Below are 26,390 nucleotides of genomic sequence, written 5' to 3' on the forward strand. Positions count from 1 at the left end.
CCAAAAGAACTTTCAATTTTAAATATCAAATAGTTAAATTTGTGAGATTAGCATAACAAATCAGATATAAGATAATATATAAACATGTCAGATAAAGCATCTATAAATTTAGACGGCACTTCGTATGACCTTCCGGTCATTGTCGGTACTGAAAATGAAAAAGCAGTTGATATTTCCAAATTAAGAGATCTAAGCGGATTTATTACGTTAGACCCAGGATACAAAAATACAGGTGCAACGAAAAGTGCGATTACTTTCCTTGATGGTGAAAAAGGCATATTGAGATATAGAGGATATCCAATTGAACAATTGGCAGAGAAATCGACTTTCTTGGAAGTTGCTTATTTGTTGATTTATGGAGAGCTTCCAAAAAAAGAGGTATTGGAAAAATTCAGAGCTGACATCAAAAAGCAAATGATGATTCACGAAGATATGAAAAACTTCTTCGCTGGATTCCCATCCAAATCTCACCCAATGGGCCAACTTTCGTGTTTAGTAGGCGCATTGTCGGCATTTTATCCAGAATCTTTAAATCCAAACTTAACAGACGAAGAAGAAGATCAAACGATCATCAATCTTTTGGCAAAAATGCCAACAATCGTTTCTTGGATTCAAAAGAAATCATTAGGTCATCCTGTTGTTTATCCAAAAAATAACCTTGGTTACATTGACAACTTCCTAAACATGCTGTTTGGAGAAGTGAATGATGAAAAAACATTCGATCCTGTTGTCATTGACGCCATGCACAAATTGTTGATTTTACATGCTGATCATGAGCAAAACTGTTCAACATCTACTGTTCGCATCGTTGGTTCATCCAATGCAAACCTTTATGCATCTGTTGCATCGGGTATCAATGCATTGTGGGGACCATTACATGGTGGTGCAAACCAAGCCGTAATCGAGATGTTGGAGGCCATTAAAAATGATGGTGGTGATGCTGAAAAATATCTTGCTAAAGCAAAAGACAAAAACGACCCTTTCCGTCTAATGGGATTCGGTCACCGCGTTTATAAAAACTTCGACCCTCGTGCTAAGATCATCAAAAAAGCATGTGATGATATCTTGGAGAAATTAGGCGTTCAAGATCCGGTATTGGATATCGCTAAAAAGCTTGAAGAAGCAGCATTGAATGACCAATATTTCATCGACAGAAAACTTTATCCAAATGTTGACTTCTATTCAGGTATCATCTACCGTGCATTAGGTTTCAAAGCAGATATGTTTACGGTATTATTTGCTTTAGGCCGTCTACCGGGATGGATTGCACAATGGAAAGAAATGCGCGAAAACAAAGAGCCTATCGGTCGTCCTAGACAAGTATACGTTGGCCACACAGAACGCGACTACGTTGAATTTTCAAATCGTTAATCCGATTTCGATTTATATCCTAAAAAAGCATCCCTCGGGGTGCTTTTTTATTTTCATCCGAGCTAACATGGATGGCATTACAGCTGTCCGAAACCACCTACTCGAACAAGATATGATTACTTGTCGTTACGCTATTGTCACGATAATCTACTTGTTAAGTATATTTTAATTTTTCCTTATCTAAATTCCCTGTTTTTCGTTAAGTTTGCGTATTCATTGGTCTCTTATTAAAAATCATTATAAATAAGACTTGTTAGAAACAATACTACATATCTTGGTTCCCATTGCTATTTTCACCTTTATAGCAGCTTTCACCTTGTTTGCAGTATATGCCGAGCGAAAGATCGCGGGATTTGTACAAGATCGCCTAGGACCAATGGAAACAGGGAAGTACGGCAGTCTCCAAACGATCGCCGACATTCTCAAATTATTACAAAAAGAATTAATTACCCCCTCATCAGCCGATAAGATTCTCTTTAGAGTTGCCCCTATCGTTATTTTCGTGGCTGTATTTACAGGTTTTGCCGTTATTCCCTGGGCCAAAGATTTTATTCCAGCGGATACGCATACGGGTCTGTTCTTCATAATGGCCATCATCTCCATTGATGCTTTGGGCATTTTAATGGCTGGCTGGGGATCTAACAACAAATATTCTTTATTAGGATCCATGCGTGCCATAGCACAGATGGTGTCTTATGAAATTCCGGTAGGCCTCTCCCTAATTACGGTCGTTATGCTAACCCAAACCCTAAATTTGAATGAAATCGCTATTGGACAGGGCATCCTAACCAATGGAAGCATTAAACTCTTGGGTCTTTGGGAAGTCAATGAGATTGGGGGGCTCTTCGCCTGGAATATTTTTCAGGCTCCACATTTGATTATCACCTACATCATATTCTTTATCGCAACCCTTGCCGAGTGTAATCGTGCTCCCTTTGATATCCCGGAAGCCGAATCTGAATTGGTCGGTGGCTTCCATACAGAATATGGCGGGATACAATTTGCCTTTATCTTTTTGGCGGAGTATGCCATGATGTTTTTGGTATCGATGTTGGGGGTTGTTCTCTTCTTAGGAGCTTGGAATACACCGTTACCAAACATAGGTGCAATACGTTTGGCCGATTGGACCACAGGCTTAGTGTGGGGAATATTTTGGACCTTAGCCAAATCATTATTTATTGTTGGTATCCAAATGTGGATTCGATGGACATTACCACGGTTGCGTGCAGATCAACTGATGAGTTTATGTTGGAAAGTATTGACGCCGCTGGCTTTTCTTTGTATGGCCATTTCTGCAATTTGGCGAATTTTAGTTATAGCATAGGATATGATATTTAAAACGGCTTCGCATGCATTTCGTACGGCAATCAAGGGTTTATCTTTGACTGTTAAACACTTGTTTGGTGCCCGACGTTCGCGAACGGAATTAAATATCAAAAAGGATAACTACTTTGATCAGCAGGAAGGTATTGTTACTGTTCAATATCCGCGTGAAAAAATGCCTATCCCCGAGGTTGCCCGCTATCAGCTGCAAGTCGATATCGAGGACTGCATTGTATGTGATTTATGCGCAAAGGCTTGTCCTGTCGACTGCATCGAAATCGAAGCCATCAAATCACCGGAAGCGATTGGAAAAACTTCCGATGGTAGCGTTAAAAGACTATACCCGGCCAAATTCAACATTGACATGGCCAAATGTATGTATTGCGGGCTATGTACTGTCGTATGTCCGACAGAATGTATTACCATGACCAACGAATATGACCGCAGCTCACAAAAACTGACTGATCTTATCTATGGTTTCTCAGATATGACCGATAGCGAGGTCGCACAACGTAAAGCAGAATGGACCAAGTTTCAAGCTGAAAAGGAGGCAGCAAAGCAAAAATAAAAGATGGAAAGTATTTTATTCTATGCCTTTGCTACCCTAGCAATCGGTTCAGCACTTTTGCTCGTCAATCTTAAAAATATTGCACGTGCTTTATTCCTGTTTTTTATTGTGCTATTTGCAATGGCAGGACTTTACCTATTTGCTTTAGCCGATTTTGTGGCCATTACACAAATTATGGTTTATGTTGGCGGCGTGCTCATATTGATGTTATTTGCCTTTATGCTTTCCAATAAAGAGCTTTTAAAAGATCTTCAAGATAGTAGCGGTTCATTCTTAAGCATACCCAAATGGCAGACTATTCCAGTAGTGCTTGGCTTCCTATTACTCATGCTATACGGCATTATTGAATGGCAACAAGCCCCTTCTACGTGGATTTTACAAGCTAGGGAAAATAACACCGAGATTGTCGCAACAGACAATAATATTCATCAGATCGGATTACGTTTTATGACTTTTTATGTATTGCCATTTGAAATCATATCCGTGTTTTTGATGATGGCCTTGATAGGAGCCTCACATTTATCCAGAAAGGAGCGTACAATATGATTACGCTGACGCATTTTTTAGTTGTCAGTGCCTGCATCTTTTGCATTGGTCTTTATACCATTCTTTCCAAGAAAAATGCAATTATGATTTTGGTCGGTATTGAGTTGATGATCAATGCCGCTATCCTGAACTTTGTTGCTTTTGGAAAATATGATAAATTGAGTTATGGTGGGCAAATTTTTGCATTATTTGCTATCGTTCTTGCTGCGGCCGCAGTCGCTGTTGGATTGGCTATCGTATTAAATGTTTATAGACATTACAAAACCATTAATCCGGATGAGATAAACCAATTAAAAGACAAGTAAGCATTGGATCAATTTGTTCACATATCGCCCCTTCTGACCGCGCTGCTTACTTTGGTAGCACCATTAGCGGCATTCATATATCAAGCACTAGTAGGTAAACGCGACCAGTCCGGCCTTGTTTCTCTCACGGCCATCATCCTCAGCTTTATCGCTGGCGGCTTAACCTGGTTCTCCATATGGAATAATCCGGCGGTATCAATTCAGGTAAATTGGTTCACCATCGGTGAAACGTCATTTAAAGTTGGTATCCTGCTGAACAATTTGAGCACTTTGATGCTTTTTTTGGTACCGACTGTTGCCTTACCCGTACATATATACTCCAGAGCCTATATGCATGGCGATACAGGTATTCACCGCTATTGGATGTATCTCAGCTTATTCTGTTTTGCGATGTTGGGATTGGTCATTATGGATAGCCTCCTGTTGATGTATGTTTTTTGGGAATTGGTCGGTTTTGCATCGTATCTCCTCATCGGCTTCTGGTTCACACGTGAGACAGCTGTACAAGCCAATAAAAAGGCATTTTTGGTCAATCGCATCGGCGACCTCGGTTTTCTAATTGGTCTTGCGATCCTATTTACACAGTTCAAAACCCTCAATTTAATCGATCTATTTGGGGACAATGGCTTAATTTATCAATCCACAATCGCCCAAGGATTATGGATATCTCCAGTCAATAGCTTACCTCAGATTTGGCTTACCATTGCTGGATTAGCCTTCTTCTTGGCAGCTATGGCTAAATCCGCACAATTTCCATTACATGTATGGCTTCCTGATGCCATGGAAGGCCCTACATCCGTATCCTCGCTGATTCACGCCGCGACAATGGTTGCTGCTGGTGTATTCCTGCTGGCTACTGTATTTCCATTATTTAATGAATCTGCCTTATTATTTATTGCCATCATTGGTACAATAACCGCTGCTTTGGCCGCATACTTCGCGCTTGGCCAATACGACATCAAACGTATTCTTGCCTTTTCGACCATATCGCAGTTAGGTTTTATGATGGTTGGCATTGGCATTGGAACATGGGATGCTGCACTATTTCACCTAACGACCCATGCCTTCTTTAAGTGTCTGTTGTTTCTTTCTGCCGGAGCTGTCATTCATGAAATGGCCCATCTTAAAGAACATAGCGACCTGGGCTTTGACCCACAGGATTTACGGAATATGGGCGGGCTACGTCAATATATGCCAAAGACCTTCGTGCTGATGAGCATAGCTTCGCTAGCACTTGCAGGATTCCCTTTGACTTCAGGTTATCTATCCAAAGATAGTATCGTTATCTCTTCCTTTGAATGGGCTATTTCAAAAGGTAACTTATACCTTATCATCCCCATAAGTTTGATTCTGGTGAGTATTTTAACGGCTTTCTACATCGGTCGTTTGCTATTCAAAGCCTTTTTTGGGGAGTTCAGACTGTTGAAACAACTTCAGGGCAAACTACATGATCATCCGCTGCATGAAGCGCCAAAGACCATGTTGATCCCCATGTTTGTTTTGGGACTGTTCTGCTTATTTCCATTGTTTTCTTTCAATCCGTTTTCGTATCACGATTCCTGGTTGATGGACGGCCTATTATTGGATGAATATACTTTTGCACCAAGCCATAGTGCGCACCTTATTATCCCTGCAATACTGCTTCTTGGTTCTGCTATTGGCTGGATCATTGGCTGGAAATGGTATGTACAGAATAAATACCCGTTGAACCCCGATAGCCAGGCATTAAAAGCCGCTTTCAACCAAGGGTATATCAATGAGTTTTACCAAGCAGTCTTTGTTAATGGCACATTAAAATTAGCACAATTCTGCTATTGGTTTGACCGTCATATCGTTGACGCTTTCGTTTCTTTGATTCAGTTTATCGTCTTATCCCTTTCTCAGCTAAGTGTTTGGATAGACAAATATATTGTAGATGGTTTTGTTAATACGGTTGCTTCTGTGGCTTATTGGACTGGTAATCAAGTCCGCCTGGTCCAAAATGGAAAGCTACAGACAACATTGTATTCCGTCTTTTTAATAGTTTTACTTGGTTTAATTTATCTTATATTCTTTTAGGAAATGCCTATTTTATCCTTATTGATATTTTTACCGCTATTGGCTACGGCGCTCATTCTCGCCCTACCAACACGATATAAATCGAGTTACAAATATATTGCTTTAGCATTCACAGCAATACAATTTGTCCTGGCCGGAATATGTTATGCACAATTTGATGCAAGCAAAACAGGAGTCCAAGATCTGGCGGGCTATCAATTTGTTGAGCAACTTTCCTGGATCCGATTAGATTTAGGATCAATAGGTAAATTAGAGATCGATTATCTTATTGGTATTGATGGGATCTCCATGCCCTTGTTATTGCTGAGTGCTTTTGTTATGCTGATGGCTATAGGCGCCTCTTGGAATATCCAGAAAAGTCCGAAGGGATACTTTGCCTTGCTCATGGTACTTAATATGGCCGTTATGGGGATTTTCTGCGCATTGGATTTCTTCCTATTTTATTTGTTTTATGAAGTCATGTTACTGCCACTCTACTTCTTGATCGGTATCTGGGGTGGTGCAAGACGCGAATACGCAGCCATAAAATTCTTTCTATATACCCTATTCGGGTCTGTATTTATGTTGTTGATTATCGTAGGATTGTATTTTTCAGTAATCAACCCTTTGACTGGAGCACATACTTTCAACATGATCTATATGATGAATCCACAGAATTATCTTGAGGGTTCTATTTTCGGCTGGGAGGGTTACCAGGAAATTTTGGGTGTTTCGGCTCGACTGATCGGTTTCATTGTGCTTTTCTTTGCCTTTGCCATTAAAGTACCCATTGTTCCCCTACATACTTGGCTACCGGATGCGCACGTTGAAGCGCCGACACCCGTATCTATTATTCTTGCCGGTATCCTCCTGAAAATTGGTGGTTACGGTATCATCCGTATCTGTTATAGCATCTTTCCCGATATGGCAGCCTTATCCAATTGGTGGCTTGGATTAATCGGCGTTGTATCCATTATTTATGGTGCCTTGAATGCCTTATCACAAAAAGACCTGAAACGAATGATTGCTTATTCATCGGTCTCTCATATGGGTTTTGTGCTGCTTGGTATTGCATCACTGACTGCCGAAGGTATTTCTGGCGCCATGTTTCAGATGATTTCCCATGGATTCTTATCAGCGGCACTCTTTTTCCTTGTTGGCGTGGTCTATGACCGAGTACATGACAGAAATATCTATAGTTTCCGTGGCCTAGCTCAAATTATGCCTAAATACACAGGTTACGTCGCTGTCGCATTTTTTGCATCCCTGGGCCTGCCCGGCTTTTCAGCCTTTATTGGCGAAGCCTTTGTCATTATCGGTTCCTTCAATGCAGCGAGTATAGGAACCGGGTTACCGCGCTGGATGGCACTTGCGGGATCCATAGGTATCCTATTAAGTGCAGCCTATCTACTTTGGACACTGCAACGTATGTTCTTTGGACAAATTCGCTTAAAAGGTGGTGAATCTTGGAGTAATGCACTTACAGACCTAAATTCACGCGAGCAGATCATCTTATTTCCTACCCTAGCGCTCGCCTTATTACTTGGAGTTATGCCGGCATTAGTATTTAACAACCTAAACGCTAGTGTTCTGAATCTCGTGAGTTTTATCCAACAATTTATTTAATTCGCATGCTCGCATTCAGTCCATATATCAGTTCTTTCATCGATCAGATTATCGTAAGCATTCCTTATTTTAAGCCTGAACTGACATTGATCGTCACTTTTATTGGTACTATTCTAGCTAGTCTTTTTATTGACAAACACTGGAAGCATACCTCTTTTGTCATCACCCTCATTGGGCTATTGCTCAGTGGCTGTTATCTTGTGGGCCAAGGACTTAGTAAGGTAGATGCAACAGGCTTTTTTGATATGATCCAGGTTGATGCTTTCGCTACTTCGGCACGACTGATTATCCTGTTGTCAACAATTCTCATTTGTATATTCATTCAACAACGCCATCAAGACCGCCCTTTAGGTGACCTATACGCCGTACTACTGACCGCAACCCTTGGCTTGAACCTGCTGACTATGTCGAGTAACTGGTTGATGATCTTTATTGCAGTGGAGACAGTTTCGATCAGCTCCTATATTATGGTTGGCTATTTCTCTTCAACAAAAGTTCAATCGGAAGCTGCTTTAAAATATGTACTGTTCGGATCCATCTGTGCTGCGGTTATGCTCTATGGTTTGTCTTTATTATACGGTTTCACGGGAAACCTGAATTTTGACGCCCCAAGTCACATTGCCGGCTTGATGGAAGCACCCCAGATCATGATCAGCATTGCTTTACTATTTTTACTGACAGGTATTGGTTTCAAACTGAGTTTTTTCCCTTTTCATGTCTGGAGTCCGGATGTTTACCAAGGCGCCCCAACAGTGATTACAACCTATCTCGCTACAGTACCAAAAATTGCTGTTGTTGTGCTATTATCCAAGATACTTTCAGCCTGGCTTAACGTGTCCTTTTATTTTAGTGATTTCTTGACTTATGTGATTATTGCGATCGCCATTGCAACGATGCTAATTGGTAATTTAGCCGCTTTGCGCCAACAGGATGCCAAAAGGATGATGGCCTATTCTTCTATAGGGCATACGGGGATACTTCTCATGGCTGTATTGGTTTATCAAAATAATGAGTCAAATGTGCTCTTATTTTACCTTTCCATATACGCTTTGATGAATATTGCGGTATTCATCTTTATTGATGCTCTGGAAGCTAGTTTAGGAAATACTTCAATTGAATCGTATCGCGGCTTAGGAAAGCAGTACCCACTGCTGTTCACCTCCTTTTCAATTGTTTTAATCGCTTTGGTGGGGCTACCCCCTACTGCAGGTTTTGTTGGAAAACTTTTGGTCTTTTCCAAAGTGTTCGAACAATACCAAAACTTCCAATCCTTTGGTTTATTGGCATTGCTCCTAGTTGGTGCATTGACATCTGTCATTTCCCTATTTTATTATTTCAAAATACCACTGAATGCATTTTTAAGAGAAAATACGGGATCTCCAGCAGTGAAGTTCAATATGGTACTCTTGTGTATTGGAATCTTATGTACCGTAGCCGTATTGATCTTAGGTATCTTTCCCGATTTATTACTTTCGGCATTCTAGAAAACAGGAAACTTCTTTCATTTTAAATAATTCTATCGTCCAATTCATTCCCTTAATGTCTGCGTTGAATAGTAAGAATAACTCCATAATATATTTTATATTTCCTCAATAAAAGTATTATCTAGGGTTGAGGAGAGACCGATAAATTGTTTTTTATGTAAAGCGCAATTAAATTGCATATAAAAAGCAATTTATCTAAGTTTGTACCATGATTAGTGCAATAGCAAATCCAATTTTTCAGCGTGCTATCCAGGATTACCACGTCTACGATCAGATTGATCATCCAATCCAAAATCCGTATGACAAACAATCTCTGGAACATCTCCTCTATTTAAAATGCTGGATTGACACCGTGCAATGGCATATGGAAGATGTGGTACGTAATCCCTCGATTGAACCCCAAGAAGGCTTATACTGGAAAAGACGTATTGATGAATCCAATCAGTACCGCACAGATACCGTAGAGTATATTGATAGTTATTTTCTACAAAAATTTCAAGATATACAGGCGAGTCCTACAGCAACAATCAATACTGAAAGTCCGGCATGGGCTATTGATAGGCTTTCCATTCTGGCGTTAAAAATCTACCACATGGAGCAGGAAACATTGCGCACAGATGCTTCCGAAGCACATATCATTTCCTGCCAAGAAAAACTGAACGTTTTATTGGAACAAAGGAAAGATTTGTCCCAAAGTATTGATGAATTGATGACCGCAATCGCATCTGGCGATAAATACATGAAGGTTTATAAGCAGATGAAAATGTATAACGATCCTTCATTGAACCCTGTCTTATATTCATCAGGAAAATAAAACATGTCCTTACCGCAACGGATCATAGTAACCCGATTTTCAGCTATGGGCGATGTTGCCATGGTTGCCTCCGTATTGAAAGAATTCTGCATTCAGTACCCTGATATAGAAATTATTATGGTCAGTAGGCAATTCTTTGCCCCATTTTTTGATGGAATAAAAAACATACGGTTTCACGCCATTGAGCCCAAAACAATTCATAAAGGTTTATTTGGTTTGGTCAGGCTAAAGAAAGAGCTAGCACAGTACGGCGCAGATGCTATTGCCGACTTACATTTCAATTTGCGTTCGCGTGTAATTGATCTATTATTTTCCTTATCGGGCGTAAAAGTAAAGCAGCTTGACAAAGGGCGGGAAGAAAAAAAAGCTTTAAGCCGAGAAAATAACAAAATTAAGGTTCCTTTAAAGCTAACGGTGGAGCGCTATGCAGACGTATTTCGTGCATTAGGCTTCAAATTTGAGCTCAGTAACAAATTGGCGCCTAATTTGCAGGATGTACCCAAAGCTGCATTTAATATGTTTGCAAATTTCAATCGAAAGAAAATTGGCATTGCCCCATTTGCACAACATCGCTATAAGGTTTTCCCTCAAAACAAAATGGAAAATGTGATAGACGAACTCACGCACAATGGCTATGATGTTTTGTTGTTCGGCGGTGGCGAACAAGAGTTCCAAATTGCCCAAAACTGGACCGAGCGATTTCCCAACACCTATAATACCATAGGCAAATTTTCGCTGCGGGAGGAACTGGATTTGATATCCAATCTGGATCTTATGATCAGTATGGACTCTTCCGGACTTCATATGGCATCGTTAATGGGCGTAAGGTGTCTTTCTTTGTGGGGAGCAACGCATCCTTATGCTGGATTCACAGGTTATGGGCAGCAGCTAACAGACTGCATCCAAGTTGAGCACCCCAATAGACCAAGTTCAGTCTATGGCAACAAGCCCTGTGATTGTGATGGGATAGAAGCAATTGATTTAATTACACCGGAAATGGTGATCGAAAAAATAAGAGCAATAGGATGAAAATAGGATTCGATGCAAAACGCTATTTCCTAAACAAAACCGGTCTGGGAAATTATAGTCGGGACTTAATTCGTATGCTCGAAAAGTATGCTCCCGAAAATGAGTATCTAAAATATACACCAAAAACCGGTGATCAATATATCAATCCACCAGCATCTCAAAAAAATATCCGGTTGCCACAGGGTTTTATCAACACTACTTGGCCTAATATCTGGCGTAATCAACGTATTGTTCGGGATTTGAAAAAGGATAAAGTTGATATTTACCATGGACTGTCTGGTGAAATTCCATTAGGTTTAGCAAAGGCACATATTAAATCTATCGTTACCATTCATGATTTAATTTTTTTGAGACACCCTGAACTTTATCATCCAATTGATCGTTGGATTTATAAGAAGAAATTCAAGCATGCCTGCAAGGCATCTGATCGTATCGTTGCCATAAGCGAATGTACTAAAAACGATATTGTCGACCTTTTTCATATACCCGAAGAAAAAATCGATGTTGTTTACCAAGGTTGCCATGAAGCATTTAAAACTATCAAAACTGAAGAGCAGAAAGCAAATCTTCGAGAGAAGTTAAAATTACCACAGGATTTTCTATTAAATGTTGGAACGATTGAACCGAGAAAGAATATCTTACCAACAGTGAAAGCGATTAAAGACATCGATATTCCCCTTGTAATTGTAGGAAAACCAACTCGCTATCACCGAGAGGTCATGGATTATATCCGACAAAACAACATGGAGAATAGGATCTTCTTTTTCCAAGGGCTAGCGATGGAAGAATTGGCCATTCTCTATGCATCTGCAACGATTTTCATTTATCCCTCAATTTATGAAGGCTTTGGCATTCCCATTATAGAAGCACTCTACTCTGGTACACCTGTTATCACCAGCAATATGGGCGTCTTCCCAGAAGCGGGGGGACCGGCATCTTGCTATATTGACCCTACAAATATTTCAGAGATAAAGCATGCTATAGCGACGCTGCTTGTCGATTCATCCAAGCGCCATGAAATGACCGAGAAAGGATTGGAATTTGCGCAGAAGTTTAATGATGACCGTGTTGCCAAACAGATGGCTTCTATTTATGCCAGCTTATAAATCGACCGACTGACCCGTTGAAACAAAATACTTCTTCAATACATGGAGAGAAACAAACTCTTCTTGTGCCTGATCTATAAATAATTTCACATAAGCGTTGGCCTGTCTAACGATTTCTTCGCCCGCCTCAGGATGATCTATATAAAACTGTAGCTTTTCTTCCAAATCCGAATAATCACTTTTAATGCAGATGAAGTGATAGTCTGGTAACAAAGTTCCTTCCATAAACCAGGTTTCATAGGTTGGCATCGGCATGACAGCGATGGAATTTGACGACATGATCCATTTTAAGTTGGTAGCTACGTCATTTCCTTCCAGGGCAAGAATAAATTTATAAGACAAATGACCTGTGATAGAAAGATAATCCGGATCTGATGACCTGAGCGCTTTTTTTAAATCACATAAGGGATGACTATGGTATTGTTGAAAAAATAGTTCCCGATGTGCCTGTGCAAACTCACTCCTCCCAACAAGTCTATTTTTCTTCTTCCGAAAAGCAATATGGTCGGTAATAAAGTTAAAGTGTCGGCTCTTATCCAGGTTCAACAATACCGAGTTGGCATTGTCACCTGCGATTGGCCTACTTTTCACTAAGGCAGGTTTATCCGGAATAGCAATAATATCACCTGGAAGGATCTGAAATTTCAGTTGCTGATTAAAATAATCAAGAAACTGTTTACTGTCAAAATAATAAACACGAATCTTCTTGGGCATCTTATAATCTTTGATCGGAATCGATTCGTTTGATAAAGACTGCTGCGGAGCTAGTTTATTATAATAGTTTATCCGAAACCGAACCCATTCAGGCTGCTGGGTCAAATCTCTGTTCAGCAACACCGAGGCCTTTTTCCGTAGCAGAAACTTTGGTCTCAGCTGTCGTCCGAATACACTTAAATAATAAAAGAATTTAACATTCTTATTTTTTAAAAAGATCTTCTTGAAATTCAACTTCATAGCATATATAAGAAATAAGAGCTGTCGCTATCTAATCGTCCTTAGGTTTGACCACAGGTACACGAAGCTGCATTTTCTTCCAATGTAACGAGCGATCGCCGTAAATCAGAATTTTACTTAGTTTATACTTGAATTTCAAAAGTCCCTGATAATCGTCGGTTATCCGTCGGTAGGCAACCTGAGAATCCTCTTCTAAAACCTGATTTATAGCTTCGGTATATACCGTTGGTCCCGTCATCTGATGGACATCATGTGGATATCTATTTTCCTCGATATTACGGACGATCAATTCAATTGTCTTTTTCAGGAATGGGTGTCCTTTATCGTAGATCAATGCCCATTGTGCATAAAGACTTCTATTCTTCTCATGCGTAATAACCGCCGTATCCTCAGGTTTAATCACTTCATCCAAAACGCCAATAATATCGCTATCTAAATCTAAATAGATACCGCCATACACATATAAAACCGCATATCTAAAAAAATCCGCTTTGGCAGCTCCGATCTGTAAACGGGCAAAGGCCTTATATGTACGTTGGTCAAAATTTTCCCTGATGAGCGTATCGATTTGCGCATCATCAAAAAACCTTCTACTATAGCCCTTATTTCGTTTTAGAAATCGCCAAATATAAAACTTCGTCAACAAGGGTATCTTATTGGTTTTAAAAGTCTGATAAATAACTTTTGGAATCGCCACTTGGATTAAAAATTAAATTATGGTAATAAACAGCGTGTATAGTGATGTAAAAATAAATTCAAAACTATAAAACATGCAAAAATAACGATATATCCCTTACAAACACGTATTTTCTTATATTTAGTTAATCAAATATTCGCTAACTGAGAATAAACTTGTACTTCACAAACATTTCATTTTTTTTATATTTTATTACAAAAAATATGTAATATATTTGTCACAATGCAATAAAGTCCACTGTGGTGATCTACATTGTGAAAACATTAAATGTCATTTTTTCAATTTGATTGTAACGAATTAGCGAACTTTCACGTTACAATAAAGTATGGTCCAATTTTTCAATTATATCGTATACCTTGAGTCAAAAAATAAGCGCTTTAATCATTACATACAATGAAGAGGAGAATATAGCGGAAGTCCTCAAAAGCATGGAGTTTGCAGATGAGATCATTGTTTTGGATTCATTCAGTACTGATCGCACGGTTGAGTTAGCCGGTCTGCACCCCAAAGTGAAAATTTATCAGAACAAATTTGAGGATTTCACCAAGCAGCGCAATTTGGCCCTGGCATATGCGAATAACGATTGGATACTTTTTTTGGATGCCGACGAGCGTTTGACTTCAGCATGCCAAACGGAGATAGTATCAACAATAAACGATCCTCAAGCGAAAGACGCTTATTACATGTATCGATTATTTTTCTTTTGTGGTGAACGCATTAATTTTTCGGGAACGCAAAACGATAAGAACTTCCGTTTGTTCAAAAAAAGTAAAGCAACATACGACACGAAAAAGAAAGTGCATGAGACATTACTGGTTAATGGTACAATTGGTAGCTTAAAAAACAAGATATGGCACTATTCCTTTGCAGACTACGCGAGTTACAAAGAAAAAATGGTCCATTATGGTCAGCTTAAAGGTAAAGAGTTATACGCCAAACATAAGCGGTACTCGCTCTTAAGTCACCTGGCGAAAGTGTCCTTTAAATTTTTTAAGGCATACTTTTTGAAACTAGGAATATTAGATGGGAGACGAGGATACCAACTTTGCTACTTACAGAGTCTCAGTGTGCATGAAACTTTTAAGTCATTGAAAAGAGAAGAAAAAAAATGAAGATTTGCATTATAAGCTTTGATTACTGGAATTACGACCACCACATTGTAAAGAAATTACAAGAGAAGGGTATTGATGCATCACATATCAATATGGGTACCTATAAATACAAAAATTTTAGTGAAAGGGCTTCCAATGCAGTCAGCAAAATTTTTCTGAATAAAAATATCAAACATATAAAACGACAAGAGTACGTATTAAATACCTTGGAAAAACTAGGTCCTCAAGATCAGATATTGGTACTTAACCCACATACTTTAGATTACAAGACTATCAAACAGATCAAATCTTATACACCATATTTAATTTCCTATCTGTATGATAACCTCGAGCGTTTTCCAGTGGAAGAAAAGTTGGAGTTGTTTGATAAGATCTATTCTTTTGAAGATAAGGATGTAAAAAAATATGGTTTTGAAAAGATAACAAACTACAATTATCTTTCAGAACAACCCGTTCAGGTCGAAGAAATTGAAAACGACTTATTCTATATCACTTCCTATGACAAACGGCGTATCAAGCTTTTGCGTAAACTCGCGGCTCGTCTTTCTACCCTCCAAGTAAGAAGTAAGATTATAGTGGTCGGAAAACAGATCTGGAAAGAGAAACTACGGAACTTTATATTAAGACCAAAAGGCGCATCCCTGATTGAATACCGAAAAAAAACTATCGACAATGAAGCGGTATTAAACGAATATAAAAAGTCAAAAGCAATAATAGATTTAATGCGTGAAGGGCAAGAAGGTTTAAGTTTTCGAATTTTTGAGGCGATGGCCTTAGAGAAGAAGATTATTACAGATAATAATACCATCAAGAGATATGATTTTTACAATACTAGTAATATTCTTATTTTGAACCGTGAGCTCTCGAATATTGATCTTTGCTTTTTTGATACTCCCTACAGTCCTCTGCGAAATTATGTTTATAGAAATTATTCTTTAGATTCTTGGATTACTAAAATATTTAAAACAGAAGAAATTTATATTTAAATGCTATCAAAATAATTTGATATAACTAAATTTGATTTTAAATTGAATCCGATAAATGAAAAAACATCTTAAGCGTCTAAGTCATTTTCTTTTGTATAAATATCTTATTTTTTTCAATACGGAAGTAAAAAAACAAAGAAAAAACAGTAAAAGTATTCCAATCCTCATTATAAATTATAATCAGTTAGAAAATTTAAAATATCTAGTCTCATTTTTGTTAAAAAGGGGGTTCAAAAATATAATAATTATTGACAATAAGTCGACCTATGCTCCTCTCCTAGAATATTATAATGAGATACGTGGCACGGTAACAGTCGAAATGATGTCCGACAATCTCGGTCATATGGTGTTTTTTGAAAACAAACAACTTCAAGAGAAGTATGGGCAAGGGTACTATTGTATTACTGATGCTGATATACGCCCCAATGACAATCTTCCAGATAATTTCCTAGACACTTTAATTCGCACGCTGGATAGATACCAATTTAGCGTATTAAAAACCGGCTTTGCACTCGATTTAGAATCAATACCTGAATACTATCCATTTAGAGAAAAAGTCATAAAATGGGAACAACAATTTTGGGAACATCAGTTAGACACCAATATTTACAAAGCAGGAATAGACACAACATTTGCACTATATAAACCTAAATATCCCATTAATTTTAAGGTAAAACCGATAAGGTTTTATGAAGGTATCCGCATTGCAGGAGACTTTACAAGTAAACATATGGGCTGGTATCTAAATCCCAAAAACCTTACCGAAGAACAACTATTTTATATGAGAACATCCTCTAGCTCCAGCTCATGGAAATTTGATGAGGATGGAAATTTGGCTGCTACTGAAACAAACTATTAATTACATCGCTATAATCTGATTGAACCAAGAAGTAAAGCTATATCGTTGACGTATGGTATCTTCAATCTGTACATATGGAAGGTTCAGAAAATCAAGTAATTGCTTTTCAACTAAGGAAGATGCATTCAATATATAAAAATTATTAGGATGATAAAAATCATATTTGACCACATTTGGATTGGTCGTTATTACTTTCTTAGAATATTTTAGACCTTCAAATATTCTAAACGATAGACCATTATGATCGCCGATTAAGAAGTCCACAATAATATTTGACCGTTCGACCCGATCCAGGTAATCATCAAATGGAACAACTTTTTTGAGGCATTCTACGCCGTATTCTGTGTATTTTTTTACATGCTTTAATTGTTCTGGAGGAAAAACAATTTGAAATTTCACTCTACTATAAATTCTATTTAAAATATGAAATAGACTTAACAAAAAATACTCTCTACTTTCACTATAGTAACCTAGAAAATAAGCATCATATATAGCCTCTTTGTGTCCATGATCAAAGTCAAAATAAAAATTATGGGAAAGATAAGTTCTTACCGTATCAGTTTTCATGACATCCTCTTCATCAAAAACATAAAACTTATCAAATATGGAAATTCTTTCAAAAATTGACGGATTGCGCTTCAAACCATCATAATGATAAGACGTTATCCATTTTGATTTCTGCTTAGCAGTATTTAAAACATCAATATGAAAAAAATCGGCCCGAAATACTAAACAATAATCAAACGTATCAAACGCCTCTATCCTATTGATAAGTTGCTCTGCACTGTATTTGATTATCAGTTCCTGCTTGTAGCTATTATTCCCATCGGACAACTTTCTAAAAAGCTTATAAAGTCTTTGAAAAATGTTTTTATACCTAAATTTAACTGAATTATGGAGAATAACAGTAACATCAAACCCTATGTCTTCTATATTTTTTTGAACTAATTTATAAAGCTGATAATCATTGGGTACTAGCAAAAGAATTTTTTTATTCATGAATTTAAATGGATCTATTCGATTAACTGCGTTATACGCCAGTAAAGAGTTAAACTTATTAATCAAAGATATCAAATAATTGTAACAACTATACAGTATAACGATGAAGGCTTCTATATAGTTACATCTAGCATGAATTATTATTTTGGCTATTCTAAATTAGTTATTGTTTCTTTCCAGATATTACTCGCCCAATAAAACTTTACACATGCTTAATTTCATCCCGAGTAAATAATGTTAAAAAATCAATCCAAATTTTAAAAACTCTACTAGTCATTCTATTCTGTTTAATACGATAAATCTTCCTTTCTCTTTTGGTCATATACTTATAAAATCTAACTTGTCGCATGAACAAATATTCTTTCCAAAACTGAGGCAGTTCAAGTTGAATAAAATTATCTCTCTCCTGCTGCTGCAATATGGAAAATGATGGATCAGATGAAATTCCATTAAGGTCTATTTTTGCTAGAAAGGAAGATATATATTTAAACTGGACTTGATGCAAAAGGTACATTTTTGTAAAGAACTGCCAGTCGGCAGTTATTTTTGACTGCTCATTATAGAAACCATATGTTAAGAACAAAGAACGTTTAATAGCAGAAGCCTGATGGTTTATTGTATCGTATAACCATTGAGATAAGTTGAGCTCATTGGGATAAAAGATATCCTTCAATCCATTATCCTCATTAACACCAATTGCATTGCCATAGTAAATTTGATAATTGTCACAAATATTTTCTTGGTATTTCAACAATACAAATTCATCATAAAATTGATCTCCACTGTTCATAAATACAATATATTCTCCGATCGCAGCACGAATCCCTTTATTCATGGCATTATAAATACCGTCGTCCTTTTCAGAAACAGCATAGCTAATATATCGTTCGTATTTATTGAGAAGTTCTGCGCTACCGTCATTGCTTCCGCCGTCAATAATGATAAATTCAAAGTTGTCATATTTCTGATTTATCACACTTTCAATCGTCTGTTCTAATCCTTTTCTATTATTATAGTTAATAGTAACAATGGAAAATTTAACACCCATATATCTTTAGAGAAATTTTATTTTTCGTTATACTAATTGATCAAGAAAATAAAATGCTCTTTGAGGTATCTCCGGGATCTATACAAAAAGATCTATAATCATCCTTTAACTTATCTTTTTTCTTACAACCACAGAATTTGGAACAAAGAGCATAAACAAAGAAGTATCATCAGAATACTCCCTTTCTACATTATGACAACTAGTTCTCAAAAAGGTCCCAATCAAAAATTAAAAAATATTAGACAGCAATAGTTTTTGGATAATTGAAGGGCTATTTTTTTAGAAAGAGTACTTGCTAATTCTTCGACGGGTCAAGATTAAAAATATATGTTCAACAGAGATCTGCTAAGTAGAATATAAATATCACTGACGTCCTACTAGACTCCAAAATGATTGTTTAAAGGCTTTTCGAATCTGTTTTGCTGTAGCAAAACTCAATTTAAATATTGGTTGACTTAGCAGCATAGTAAATGTATTCAACCGTCCTTTTTCCATAACAATCGCCACCCAATTATTATACAACAGACGATGTAGACAATCTATAGGATATATTCTTTTCTCGTTATTATTTACGATAATTTCTCGATAAAGCATATAATAATCTGCTATTGAATAATGACTTCCTTCAACAGGAGTAAGTAATATTTGAGGGTCAATCTTTTTTGTGTCTGGAAGTAACTTATCGAGTTGATAAAATAAGATTGCAGTCAGCTGTTGAGCTAATAGACTTTGTTTACGTATAGAAATATTATTACCATGCACACGGTATTCTACCAGATGTAAAGGAATATTATCAACTTCATACTTTAGAGCGATTCGGGAAAACAATCCATAATCCTGCGCCACAGGATGATTGGGATTACCGCCAAATTCTCTGAAAACAGACATCCGCAACATTACAGTAGAGTGGACAAATGAATTATAAAACAATAAAGCTGCATGAAGTTGATTACTCTCACAAATTGGGATCATCTCCTCCCCGGTTCGCTTTCCCTGATCATCTATAACAAACGCACAAGCTCCCAAGACAGCCAATTGAGGGCGATTAAGAAAATACTGAATCTGTATCTGCAATCGATCAGGGAATGCAATATCATCACTGTCCAAAACAGCTAAAACATCGCCTTTTGCCTCCCTCAAGGCTACATTACGAGTAAAAGGTAAACCTTTATTACTTTCATTCTGAATCAGTCTAATTCTTGAATCTTGGAATCCTAAAATGATATCTATAGTCTCATCGGTGGAACCATCGTCTACAATTAGTAATTCAAAATTAGTATAAGTTTGCTGCAACACGCTTTCTATTGATTCCGCAATATAAGCCGCCGCATTATAGGCAGCCATAAATACTGTCACTTTTATTGCGTTATTCTCTTCGTGTGAATTCCCCTGTTTTCTTTCTTTTTGCATTAGCATATAATCTTCTTCAGATAACATGTCTAAAAGCAATACAGACAAATCATCCGTGCATATATTAATGTGAATATGCAATATAACAATTTCTCCTAAAATTAGGAAGATTGAAAAATATAACACAGGAGATTCTTTTAGGATTTCATATTGGATATTTTGAAGCCACAGTTAATGATCTAAATGCGATTTTCGTTGATCACAACACCGGCGTCAATAGTTTTCGGGATTTGCAGCTCATGTCACTGTGGAAACACCATATTATCGCCAATAATAGTTTTAGTTGGTGGGGAGCTTGGCTAAACAATATTCCCCGGACAAAGTTGTGATTTCTCCAAGAAAATGGATAAACGTCCCCATTGATACTTCGGGACGAGTATTATTACACTTCATTACATTTTAAAATAAATATTATCCTCGGCATGTCTACAAAAAACATGAAGGTGAACTAAAAAAGAAATGCCTGCCAAGTAATATCATCATTCTTAATAATATTACTTGGCAGGTATTTCAGTTTAGTATCTCCGAATACTTCTATAGCAATTATATGTATCTAATCAATTCCTATTCCGTAAAATTCAATACGTTCAAATTTATACCCCATATATGTCCCTAATTGCATTGTATAATAGTGGTCTACTAAATTTTCGTTGTAGTAACGAAACACAGGCTTAAGAGACGATCCGGGACTTGGGTAAGCATAATACACAATCCCTTCGTACTTATAATCAGGTAAATTCAAATTTGCACCTGACACTGTGTAAAAATTATTATGATACTTATCATTTCTATATCTATATACAGGCACCGTTCCTGGTTTTTGATTTTTTAAGGCGTAAAAAACAACACCTTCATTAACAATATCCCCTATTTCGGAGGAAGGAGAATGAGATATAAGATGGTTTGTAAATTTACCTGATCCGATAAGTAATGAGTATACCGGTATCTCCCCTAGCTCACTAATCTGATTATCACTAATATACTTTTCAATAGCCACTTTAAGTGCAGCCTTTTTTGTAGGGTCGGTTACGAAATGATAAAGAGGAACCATTTTTCTAATATTAGTCAAAGCACAGTTTTTTGAGGAAATGCTCTGCTGCCAAGAGGCGATATTAATACTTTCAGACGAATTACCATTTGAATCGAAAGTAATTGACCTTCCAGAGTTCGTTCCTCCATAAAAGCTTAGGTTGAGAGATCTTTCTCTGCTTTCATTGAAATCTTTAGTCATTTCTTCAGTGTTTTTACTTCCTCCAATATTAATACCGAATGATTTAATGAAGAAGCCCAAACCTCCTTGAACTTTATTAATCTTCTTTTCCTGACTGGTCTCACTTGTAATATTTGCAGAAAACGAGAAGCTTAAACGTCCGCCTAAATCAACATTCAACAAAACATGTGTACCGTAGAGCCGTATAATTTCTTCTGGAGATTTTGTATTGATGTAAGTTTTAAAATCATTTGTTGTATAATTTTTCAAAATGTCCACATCTATATCATCTGTAAATTGAATCCTCTTTATAGTTAGGCTTTCATCATAACGCGCATAGGAATACCGGCTGGCTGTATTCTTAATACTTTCGTTTGATTTATCACGACTAAAAGATGCAGTGAATAATTGCCCACCCGTCTTTAAACTATCTTTACTACCGTAGCTTGCACTCGCATCAAACTTTCTATTTGTATTGATTTCCTTTATAAACTCGGTTGCCGTGGATCCAAAATAGTAGTCTCCCTTTGGACTGGAGGTGGAAGTTGGCATATATATTTTACCATTGTTTGCAGCATCAAATTTGTCCACATCAATTACCGGAAGTGTTTTCACACTATTCAAATTAAGATAATCGCCAGCTACATCATACCCATACCCCAAAACATCCCATTTTTCATCGCCGGCAAATGCTTTGTTAGCAGAGTTATTGTTTAATAAAATTTCGTCATTAGATTCATTTTTAGCACAGTTAGCAAGGAGAAACGTCGAAGCGATTAAAGTACAAAATAGATTAATTCTTTTCATTATCTTATTATTTTTACACAAAAAAAAACAAAATTAATCTTATTACAAAATATCTTTTATTACATTTTTATATTTAAATAATATTTTTTTGACTTTATGTTGTCACATATAGTATTTAATTGCTCATGTTTATTGTGTATTTAAGGTTTCAACACCTAGAGTTAATTTCAATCTTCTTTCAATAAGTGGCATTTCTTTATCAGAATCAAATATTTTGTTGTCGTGCCGGTTGCGTCCTGTATATTTCTTGCGGTTTGTTGCTGATAAACTAGTTTTATTTCTTCCGAGGTCTCGAAGAATATTCTTTAAACCTACTTCCTCAGGATCTCCAAGTTCAGGGCTAATGGGTAGATCAATAGCAATATCTGGTTCGATTCCGTCAAAATAATCAAACCAGCCCTTTGCATTTTTTAATAAGAAGCTACTGAGATAGATTGAATATTTATCAATTTCGATTGGAAAAAAGCCTACCGGTTTTCCGAAAGTCTTTTGTCCGACTAGTTTTACGTTGTAATAGGGTTTAAATAAGCTAATTAATAATTCGCTTGCTGAGGCGGTCGATCCCGAGATAATAAAATATATATTTTCTATACTCTCCAACTGCCCTTTTTTATCAAAATAGTAAGTGTTCCCCTTTTCACTGAAGTCTATATCTGCCATGGTGGCTTGCCGTCCATTAATTTTTACATAGTTCCCATTGATATCTAGATAGGGCTGATGTTTTAAAATTTTTGCTTTTCCAGTGCTTAACGTACTGTTAAAGCACTCCATGTACATTATTTTTCCATTAAGTTTACTGGAGCCAATCAGGTTAGCCAGATACTCAGCCGTTTCTATATATCCTCCTTTATTATAACGCAAATCAATGACCATTGTTCTAGGTCTCTGCTTGGCTATATCTATAAATATACTGTCCAAATTGTTTCTTAGTGTATTTAATGGGGGGAATGAAGGTATATAAAGGTAAGTTAAATTGTCAATGTGATTGACTATTATCCCGCTATTTACGACACCAGAAGCGGATAACGTTGCTTTTGTATTTTGTTTATAATTGGTTTCTAGGTAACTATATTTTGGATCTAATAATCCTCGGTATTCATAAGGTAGTTTAGTCTTCTCGTTGATTTTGAATTGAGAGAGGTCAAATAACTCGTTATTAACGGCGTTGATTTCAGGAAAAATATACGCATATTTCTCTCTAGGTGAAAAATCACTATAACTGGGAAGTACATCGTTCCATAGATATATATCTTTCGCATACAGGTATAATGAATCTAATGTGAATTCTATTCTTGATCCTGTTGAAGGGGAAATGTTCTCGTCAGAGTATTTTTTACAACCAAAAACAAACAAAAGAGTCGCTGTCAAGCATACATCTATAACTTTATACGAAAGGTTAGTACTTACTATTTTCATTAAACAAATATAATATGTTAATATCCTTTTTTTAAATTCGCATTTAATGAAAAATTATTTTTTTCATAGGCTCTCAAGACAATACTTCTTCTAAAACTAAAACTACAGCATAACGACTATCGCTTTGGCAGTGTTATGGCAATATAATCATAAAGAAAAATTCCCCCTTTCACACACATAAAATAACTTTTAAAGTTGTATACACGAGTGATCTTCATCCGTTTTTCCAGCGGCCTGACTTTGGCCTCTACCTGCGTCGAGCTTGTTTATAAAAATTTATTCATTACCTCCACAACCCTATTGATATCCTCTTCTGTATGACCATAGGAAATAGGGAGACTCAATATTGTTCGATGAATTTCCGTTGAAATAGGATATCCGTCGCTTGATAAAATTCCTTTCATCGCTTTTTGTTGATGTGGAGGGATTGGATAATGGATTTCCGTTCCAATTTCATTTGCCAAAAGGTGAGCGCGCAATCGGTCTCGTTCGGGATGACGGATCGCAAAAATATGATAAACATCTTCTTGTCTAGGTTGTACAACTGGAAGTATAAAATCGGACTTTAACTCACGTAGATAAACTGTTGCCAACCTCTGTTTGTGCGCTGTAATTTTATCTAGGTATTTTAATTTCACAGACAAAAAAGCAGCTTGCAGTTCGTCGAGCCGCGAATTATACCCCACCTCATCAAAGACATATTTAGCAGATGAACCATAATTCCGTAGCGTACGAATCGAATTATTCAGTATATCAGCCTTACATGTGATAGCTCCAGCATCTCCCAATGCGCCAAGATTTTTTGTAGGATAGAAACTAAATGCACCAAAATCACCAAATGCTCCTGCCTTTTGACCATTGTATTTAGCTCCATGCGCTTGTGCACAATCCTCGATTATCTTTAAGTCATATTGAGCGGACAGCTGAAGAATGGGATCCATATCACTCATCTTTCCATAAAGATGGACAACAAGTATAGCCCTCGTTCTTTTTGTAATGCACTCTTCTATCCGTTTTGGATCAATATTGTACGTGTTTATATCCGGTTCAACAAGTACGGGTTTTAAACCAGCCTGAACAATAGCCAATATCGAAGCAATATAGGTGTTAGCAGGTACGATAATCTCATCTCCGGGTTTAAATCCAAAATAGCGCAGTGAAAGAACCAATGCATCTAGCCCGGAGGCTACTCCGATACAGTGCTCGACACCACAGAAATTCGCAAATGATTGTTCAAATTGCTGTACCTGTTTTCCCAAAATATACCAACCTCCGCGTAATACCTCCTGAAAAACATGCGTGTATTCATCCATAAATTCCTTATTGACCTGCTGTAAGTTCTCGTATGCTATCATGTTTTAAATAGGGTTCATAAATGTAATCTGTAGCGTCAAAATATTCAGAAGCAAGCACCATAAGAATAGCATCGTCCGAAAAGTCGAACATCTGATGCCAATCTTTTGGCTCTAAAATCAAGCATTGGTCCGGTGAATTCAATTCAAAAATTTGTTCCTTTGCACCATCTTGATTGTAAATTGCACAACGTCCACGCAAGCAGACTGCTGCTTGAACGGTCTGATAATGTCGATGCCCTCCTCTGATAGAATCATCGACTCCATAGATATAGAATATACGCTTGACATCAAAAGGAATAACCTTTTCAATCACTGTCAAATTACCGCGATCATCAGTAAATGTCTTTAAATCAACTTGGTAAGCCATCTCATTTTAAAATAATTGATGTGATAAAACTCTCCTGTTTTTCCCTTAAAAAAGAGGTTAGCAATTCGACGAATGGATGTCCGAATCTTCGGAATTTTGATATTTTCGTGTAGTACAGCAGTAATCCCCCGTTTCTTCAATCCATTACTTACTTCTACCAAAGCGGACATATAGGGTTTATACATAAACAAGAGGCCATTATCATTTAAATCATAGTATGCTGTTGGTAACGGAATAAAACTATTAGCTTCTGCTATCTTGAGCCCATGATAGTGATAAAATATGACTGGAAAACTAAGTCTAGTCCCTATACTTTTTGCCCATATTGAACTATCCCTATCACCAAATTCATATTGTTGAATATTCCAGGGAGCAATTCCCGCTCCTCGATGTTCACAAGCATGAACACAGTTAAATCTCGTCATCCAATCATCAAGATATTTCTGATCGCCAAATTTCCCATCTTCCACGCGCGCATAACACCAATCTAAACAAGCATTGCGCCACCATTCAAGTACTTCCATTCCCTCTTTCGTGTTTTTGAAACAAACGAATTGAACACAATATGTTCCACTTGTTGCTGACTGATCGTATTTTTCAGTATAATGATGTGGTGTAATTAATACCGAATTATCTCCCATCTCTTCAAACAGAACCTGTGGATTTCCAAAAAACAACAAGTCTGCATCCAGATATGTACACGATTGCAATCCATAGGTATTAATTGCATAACGTATAATAGATGGTGTACAAGTCCAGCAATATTCTGCAGCTGTACGCGTCGACTTAACAGCAAGTAAATCCCTATCCTCAAACTGGATTAACGGAATAATTGTCGCTTTCGGCAGATTGAGATTTTTTAAAATTGAAAAGCACGCCTCATCAAATGGGAAAATATAAAGATGAAATCCCTTAACATACTTATCGAGAGAATTATACATTGCTAATCCTCTAGTCAAAT

25 protein-coding genes are annotated in these 26,390 nt (G+C 37.1%); 15 read left to right on the forward strand and 10 right to left on the reverse strand.

The window, feature by feature from the left end; all coding sequences use genetic code 11:
- Positions 1 to 84 precede the first annotated feature (84 nt).
- From CBM24_RS23910 to CBM24_RS23960, 11 genes are all read left to right on the forward strand, one after another.
- A complete protein-coding gene (locus tag CBM24_RS23910) occupies positions 85 to 1,371 on the forward strand; it encodes a citrate synthase (protein WP_075994228.1) in 1,287 nt (428 codons plus the stop codon).
- A 250-nt stretch (positions 1,372 to 1,621) separates the two neighbouring features.
- Positions 1,622 to 2,695 carry an NADH-quinone oxidoreductase subunit NuoH gene (nuoH, locus tag CBM24_RS23915; RefSeq protein WP_088162987.1) on the forward strand — a complete coding sequence of 358 codons (1,074 nt, stop codon included), beginning with the start codon at positions 1,622 to 1,624 and terminating at the stop codon, positions 2,693 to 2,695.
- 3 nt (positions 2,696 to 2,698) lie between these two features.
- Entirely contained in the window at positions 2,699 to 3,262 is a 564-nt protein-coding gene (locus tag CBM24_RS23920) for a NuoI/complex I 23 kDa subunit family protein (RefSeq protein WP_046672765.1), read from the forward strand.
- A 3-nt stretch (positions 3,263 to 3,265) separates the two neighbouring features.
- Positions 3,266 to 3,808, forward strand: a complete 543-nt coding sequence (locus tag CBM24_RS23925; RefSeq protein ID WP_088162988.1) for an NADH-quinone oxidoreductase subunit J — start codon at positions 3,266 to 3,268, stop codon at positions 3,806 to 3,808.
- Positions 3,805 to 4,113, forward strand: coding sequence for an NADH-quinone oxidoreductase subunit NuoK (nuoK, locus tag CBM24_RS23930; protein ID WP_088162989.1), 309 nt, complete (start codon positions 3,805 to 3,807; stop codon positions 4,111 to 4,113). The genes CBM24_RS23925 and nuoK overlap by 4 nt, the downstream gene beginning before the upstream one ends.
- A gap of 3 nt (positions 4,114 to 4,116) precedes the next feature.
- On the forward strand, positions 4,117 to 6,171 hold the full coding sequence (locus CBM24_RS23935; protein ID WP_088162990.1) for an NADH-quinone oxidoreductase subunit L: 2,055 nt from the start codon (positions 4,117 to 4,119) through the stop codon (positions 6,169 to 6,171).
- A 3-nt stretch (positions 6,172 to 6,174) separates the two neighbouring features.
- Positions 6,175 to 7,776 (forward strand): NuoM family protein, encoded by a 1,602-nt coding sequence (locus CBM24_RS23940; RefSeq protein WP_088162991.1) that lies wholly within the window; start codon positions 6,175 to 6,177, stop codon positions 7,774 to 7,776.
- A gap of 5 nt (positions 7,777 to 7,781) precedes the next feature.
- Positions 7,782 to 9,260 (forward strand): NADH-quinone oxidoreductase subunit N, encoded by a 1,479-nt coding sequence (locus tag CBM24_RS23945; RefSeq protein ID WP_088162992.1) that lies wholly within the window; start codon positions 7,782 to 7,784, stop codon positions 9,258 to 9,260.
- A 208-nt stretch (positions 9,261 to 9,468) separates the two neighbouring features.
- On the forward strand, positions 9,469 to 10,074 hold the full coding sequence (locus tag CBM24_RS23950; RefSeq protein WP_075994236.1) for a DUF4254 domain-containing protein: 606 nt from the start codon (positions 9,469 to 9,471) through the stop codon (positions 10,072 to 10,074).
- A 3-nt stretch (positions 10,075 to 10,077) separates the two neighbouring features.
- Entirely contained in the window at positions 10,078 to 11,103 is a 1,026-nt protein-coding gene (locus tag CBM24_RS23955) for a glycosyltransferase family 9 protein (RefSeq protein WP_088162993.1), read from the forward strand.
- Positions 11,100 to 12,209 carry a glycosyltransferase family 4 protein gene (locus CBM24_RS23960; protein WP_088162994.1) on the forward strand — a complete coding sequence of 370 codons (1,110 nt, stop codon included), beginning with the start codon at positions 11,100 to 11,102 and terminating at the stop codon, positions 12,207 to 12,209. The genes CBM24_RS23955 and CBM24_RS23960 overlap by 4 nt, the downstream gene beginning before the upstream one ends.
- On the opposite strand, the gene CBM24_RS23965 is transcribed toward CBM24_RS23960, so the two are convergent.
- Positions 12,204 to 13,163, reverse strand: a complete 960-nt coding sequence (locus tag CBM24_RS23965; protein ID WP_088162995.1) for a glycosyl transferase family 90 — start codon at positions 13,161 to 13,163, stop codon at positions 12,204 to 12,206. The genes CBM24_RS23960 and CBM24_RS23965 overlap by 6 nt on opposite strands.
- A 31-nt stretch (positions 13,164 to 13,194) precedes the next feature.
- Positions 13,195 to 13,860: a glycosyltransferase family 32 protein gene (locus CBM24_RS23970; RefSeq protein WP_088162996.1), complete on the reverse strand. Its 666-nt coding sequence runs from the start codon at positions 13,858 to 13,860 to the stop codon at positions 13,195 to 13,197.
- Between the two features lie 356 nt (positions 13,861 to 14,216).
- Here CBM24_RS23970 and CBM24_RS23975 point away from each other — a divergent pair, with 356 nt between their 5' ends.
- From CBM24_RS23975 to CBM24_RS23985, 3 genes are read left to right on the forward strand one after another with little or no spacing between them, the layout of a single operon-like run.
- Positions 14,217 to 14,972, forward strand: a complete 756-nt coding sequence (locus CBM24_RS23975; RefSeq protein ID WP_198385991.1) for a glycosyltransferase family 2 protein — start codon at positions 14,217 to 14,219, stop codon at positions 14,970 to 14,972.
- Positions 14,969 to 15,958, forward strand: coding sequence for a hypothetical protein (locus CBM24_RS23980; protein ID WP_088162998.1), 990 nt, complete (start codon positions 14,969 to 14,971; stop codon positions 15,956 to 15,958). The genes CBM24_RS23975 and CBM24_RS23980 overlap by 4 nt, the downstream gene beginning before the upstream one ends.
- A gap of 55 nt (positions 15,959 to 16,013) precedes the next feature.
- Complete coding sequence (locus CBM24_RS23985; RefSeq protein ID WP_088162999.1) at positions 16,014 to 16,817, forward strand: glycosyltransferase family A protein; 804 nt, start codon at positions 16,014 to 16,016, stop codon at positions 16,815 to 16,817.
- Here the strand turns inward: CBM24_RS23985 and CBM24_RS23990 are convergent, their stop codons facing one another.
- The 3 genes from CBM24_RS23990 to CBM24_RS24000 form a co-directional block, all read right to left on the reverse strand.
- Positions 16,818 to 17,816 (reverse strand): hypothetical protein, encoded by a 999-nt coding sequence (locus tag CBM24_RS23990; RefSeq protein ID WP_088163000.1) that lies wholly within the window; start codon positions 17,814 to 17,816, stop codon positions 16,818 to 16,820.
- Positions 17,817 to 18,018: 202 nt separating this feature from the next.
- The gene (locus CBM24_RS23995) at positions 18,019 to 18,864 is read right to left on the reverse strand and encodes a glycosyltransferase family 2 protein (protein ID WP_088163001.1); all 846 of its coding nucleotides are present in this window, start codon (positions 18,862 to 18,864) and stop codon (positions 18,019 to 18,021) included.
- A gap of 363 nt (positions 18,865 to 19,227) precedes the next feature.
- Positions 19,228 to 20,301, reverse strand: coding sequence for a glycosyltransferase family 2 protein (locus CBM24_RS24000; RefSeq protein ID WP_088163002.1), 1,074 nt, complete (start codon positions 20,299 to 20,301; stop codon positions 19,228 to 19,230).
- 83 nt (positions 20,302 to 20,384) lie between these two features.
- Here CBM24_RS24000 and CBM24_RS24005 point away from each other — a divergent pair, with 83 nt between their 5' ends.
- Positions 20,385 to 20,603, forward strand: coding sequence for an alpha-1,2-fucosyltransferase (locus tag CBM24_RS24005; RefSeq protein WP_088163003.1), 219 nt, complete (start codon positions 20,385 to 20,387; stop codon positions 20,601 to 20,603).
- Positions 20,604 to 20,827: 224 nt separating this feature from the next.
- On the opposite strand, the gene CBM24_RS24010 is transcribed toward CBM24_RS24005, so the two are convergent.
- The 5 genes from CBM24_RS24010 to CBM24_RS24030 all read right to left on the reverse strand — a co-directional run bounded on the left by CBM24_RS24010 (position 20,828) and on the right by CBM24_RS24030 (position 26,388).
- Positions 20,828 to 22,291 (reverse strand): MAC/perforin domain-containing protein, encoded by a 1,464-nt coding sequence (locus tag CBM24_RS24010; RefSeq protein ID WP_088163004.1) that lies wholly within the window; start codon positions 22,289 to 22,291, stop codon positions 20,828 to 20,830.
- Positions 22,292 to 22,420: 129 nt separating this feature from the next.
- Positions 22,421 to 23,707, reverse strand: coding sequence for a S41 family peptidase (locus CBM24_RS24015; protein WP_088163005.1), 1,287 nt, complete (start codon positions 23,705 to 23,707; stop codon positions 22,421 to 22,423).
- Positions 23,708 to 23,973: 266 nt separating this feature from the next.
- On the reverse strand, positions 23,974 to 25,062 hold the full coding sequence (locus CBM24_RS24020) for a DegT/DnrJ/EryC1/StrS family aminotransferase (protein ID WP_088163006.1): 1,089 nt from the start codon (positions 25,060 to 25,062) through the stop codon (positions 23,974 to 23,976).
- Positions 25,028 to 25,429: a sugar 3,4-ketoisomerase gene (locus CBM24_RS24025; RefSeq protein ID WP_088163007.1), complete on the reverse strand. Its 402-nt coding sequence runs from the start codon at positions 25,427 to 25,429 to the stop codon at positions 25,028 to 25,030. Before CBM24_RS24025 ends, CBM24_RS24020 begins: the two co-directional genes overlap by 35 nt.
- A complete protein-coding gene (locus tag CBM24_RS24030; RefSeq protein ID WP_232475620.1) occupies positions 25,408 to 26,388 on the reverse strand; it encodes a glycosyl transferase in 981 nt (326 codons plus the stop codon). Before CBM24_RS24030 ends, CBM24_RS24025 begins: the two co-directional genes overlap by 22 nt.
- Positions 26,389 to 26,390: the final 2 nt, after the last annotated feature.

It is taken from the genome of Sphingobacterium sp. G1-14 (assembly GCF_002196555.1).
GTDB classification, from domain to species: domain Bacteria; phylum Bacteroidota; class Bacteroidia; order Sphingobacteriales; family Sphingobacteriaceae; genus Sphingobacterium; species Sphingobacterium siyangense.

What these genes read in the sequence shown, in the direction of transcription:
- CBM24_RS24020 (WP_088163006.1), bottom strand. Translation starts at nt 25,062, where the DNA reads ATGATAGCATACGAGAACTTACAGCAGGTCAATAAGGAATTTATGGAT.
- CBM24_RS23960 (WP_088162994.1), top strand. Translation starts at nt 11,100, where the DNA reads ATGAAAATAGGATTCGATGCAAAACGCTATTTCCTAAACAAAACCGGT.
- CBM24_RS23965 (WP_088162995.1), bottom strand. Translation starts at nt 13,163, where the DNA reads ATGAAGTTGAATTTCAAGAAGATCTTTTTAAAAAATAAGAATGTTAAA.
- nuoK (WP_088162989.1), top strand. Translation starts at nt 3,805, where the DNA reads ATGATTACGCTGACGCATTTTTTAGTTGTCAGTGCCTGCATCTTTTGC.
- CBM24_RS23940 (WP_088162991.1), top strand. Translation starts at nt 6,175, where the DNA reads ATGCCTATTTTATCCTTATTGATATTTTTACCGCTATTGGCTACGGCG.
- CBM24_RS23910 (WP_075994228.1), top strand. Translation starts at nt 85, where the DNA reads ATGTCAGATAAAGCATCTATAAATTTAGACGGCACTTCGTATGACCTT.
- CBM24_RS24010 (WP_088163004.1), bottom strand. Translation starts at nt 22,291, where the DNA reads ATGAAAAGAATTAATCTATTTTGTACTTTAATCGCTTCGACGTTTCTC.
- CBM24_RS23950 (WP_075994236.1), top strand. Translation starts at nt 9,469, where the DNA reads ATGATTAGTGCAATAGCAAATCCAATTTTTCAGCGTGCTATCCAGGAT.
- CBM24_RS23990 (WP_088163000.1), bottom strand. Translation starts at nt 17,816, where the DNA reads ATGAATAAAAAAATTCTTTTGCTAGTACCCAATGATTATCAGCTTTAT.
- CBM24_RS23985 (WP_088162999.1), top strand. Translation starts at nt 16,014, where the DNA reads ATGAAAAAACATCTTAAGCGTCTAAGTCATTTTCTTTTGTATAAATAT.
- CBM24_RS24025 (WP_088163007.1), bottom strand. Translation starts at nt 25,429, where the DNA reads ATGGCTTACCAAGTTGATTTAAAGACATTTACTGATGATCGCGGTAAT.
- CBM24_RS24015 (WP_088163005.1), bottom strand. Translation starts at nt 23,707, where the DNA reads ATGAAAATAGTAAGTACTAACCTTTCGTATAAAGTTATAGATGTATGC.
- CBM24_RS23920 (WP_046672765.1), top strand. Translation starts at nt 2,699, where the DNA reads ATGATATTTAAAACGGCTTCGCATGCATTTCGTACGGCAATCAAGGGT.
- CBM24_RS24000 (WP_088163002.1), bottom strand. Translation starts at nt 20,301, where the DNA reads ATGTTATCTGAAGAAGATTATATGCTAATGCAAAAAGAAAGAAAACAG.
- CBM24_RS23955 (WP_088162993.1), top strand. Translation starts at nt 10,078, where the DNA reads ATGTCCTTACCGCAACGGATCATAGTAACCCGATTTTCAGCTATGGGC.
- CBM24_RS23995 (WP_088163001.1), bottom strand. Translation starts at nt 18,864, where the DNA reads ATGGGTGTTAAATTTTCCATTGTTACTATTAACTATAATAATAGAAAA.
- CBM24_RS23945 (WP_088162992.1), top strand. Translation starts at nt 7,782, where the DNA reads ATGCTCGCATTCAGTCCATATATCAGTTCTTTCATCGATCAGATTATC.
- CBM24_RS23980 (WP_088162998.1), top strand. Translation starts at nt 14,969, where the DNA reads ATGAAGATTTGCATTATAAGCTTTGATTACTGGAATTACGACCACCAC.
- CBM24_RS23925 (WP_088162988.1), top strand. Translation starts at nt 3,266, where the DNA reads ATGGAAAGTATTTTATTCTATGCCTTTGCTACCCTAGCAATCGGTTCA.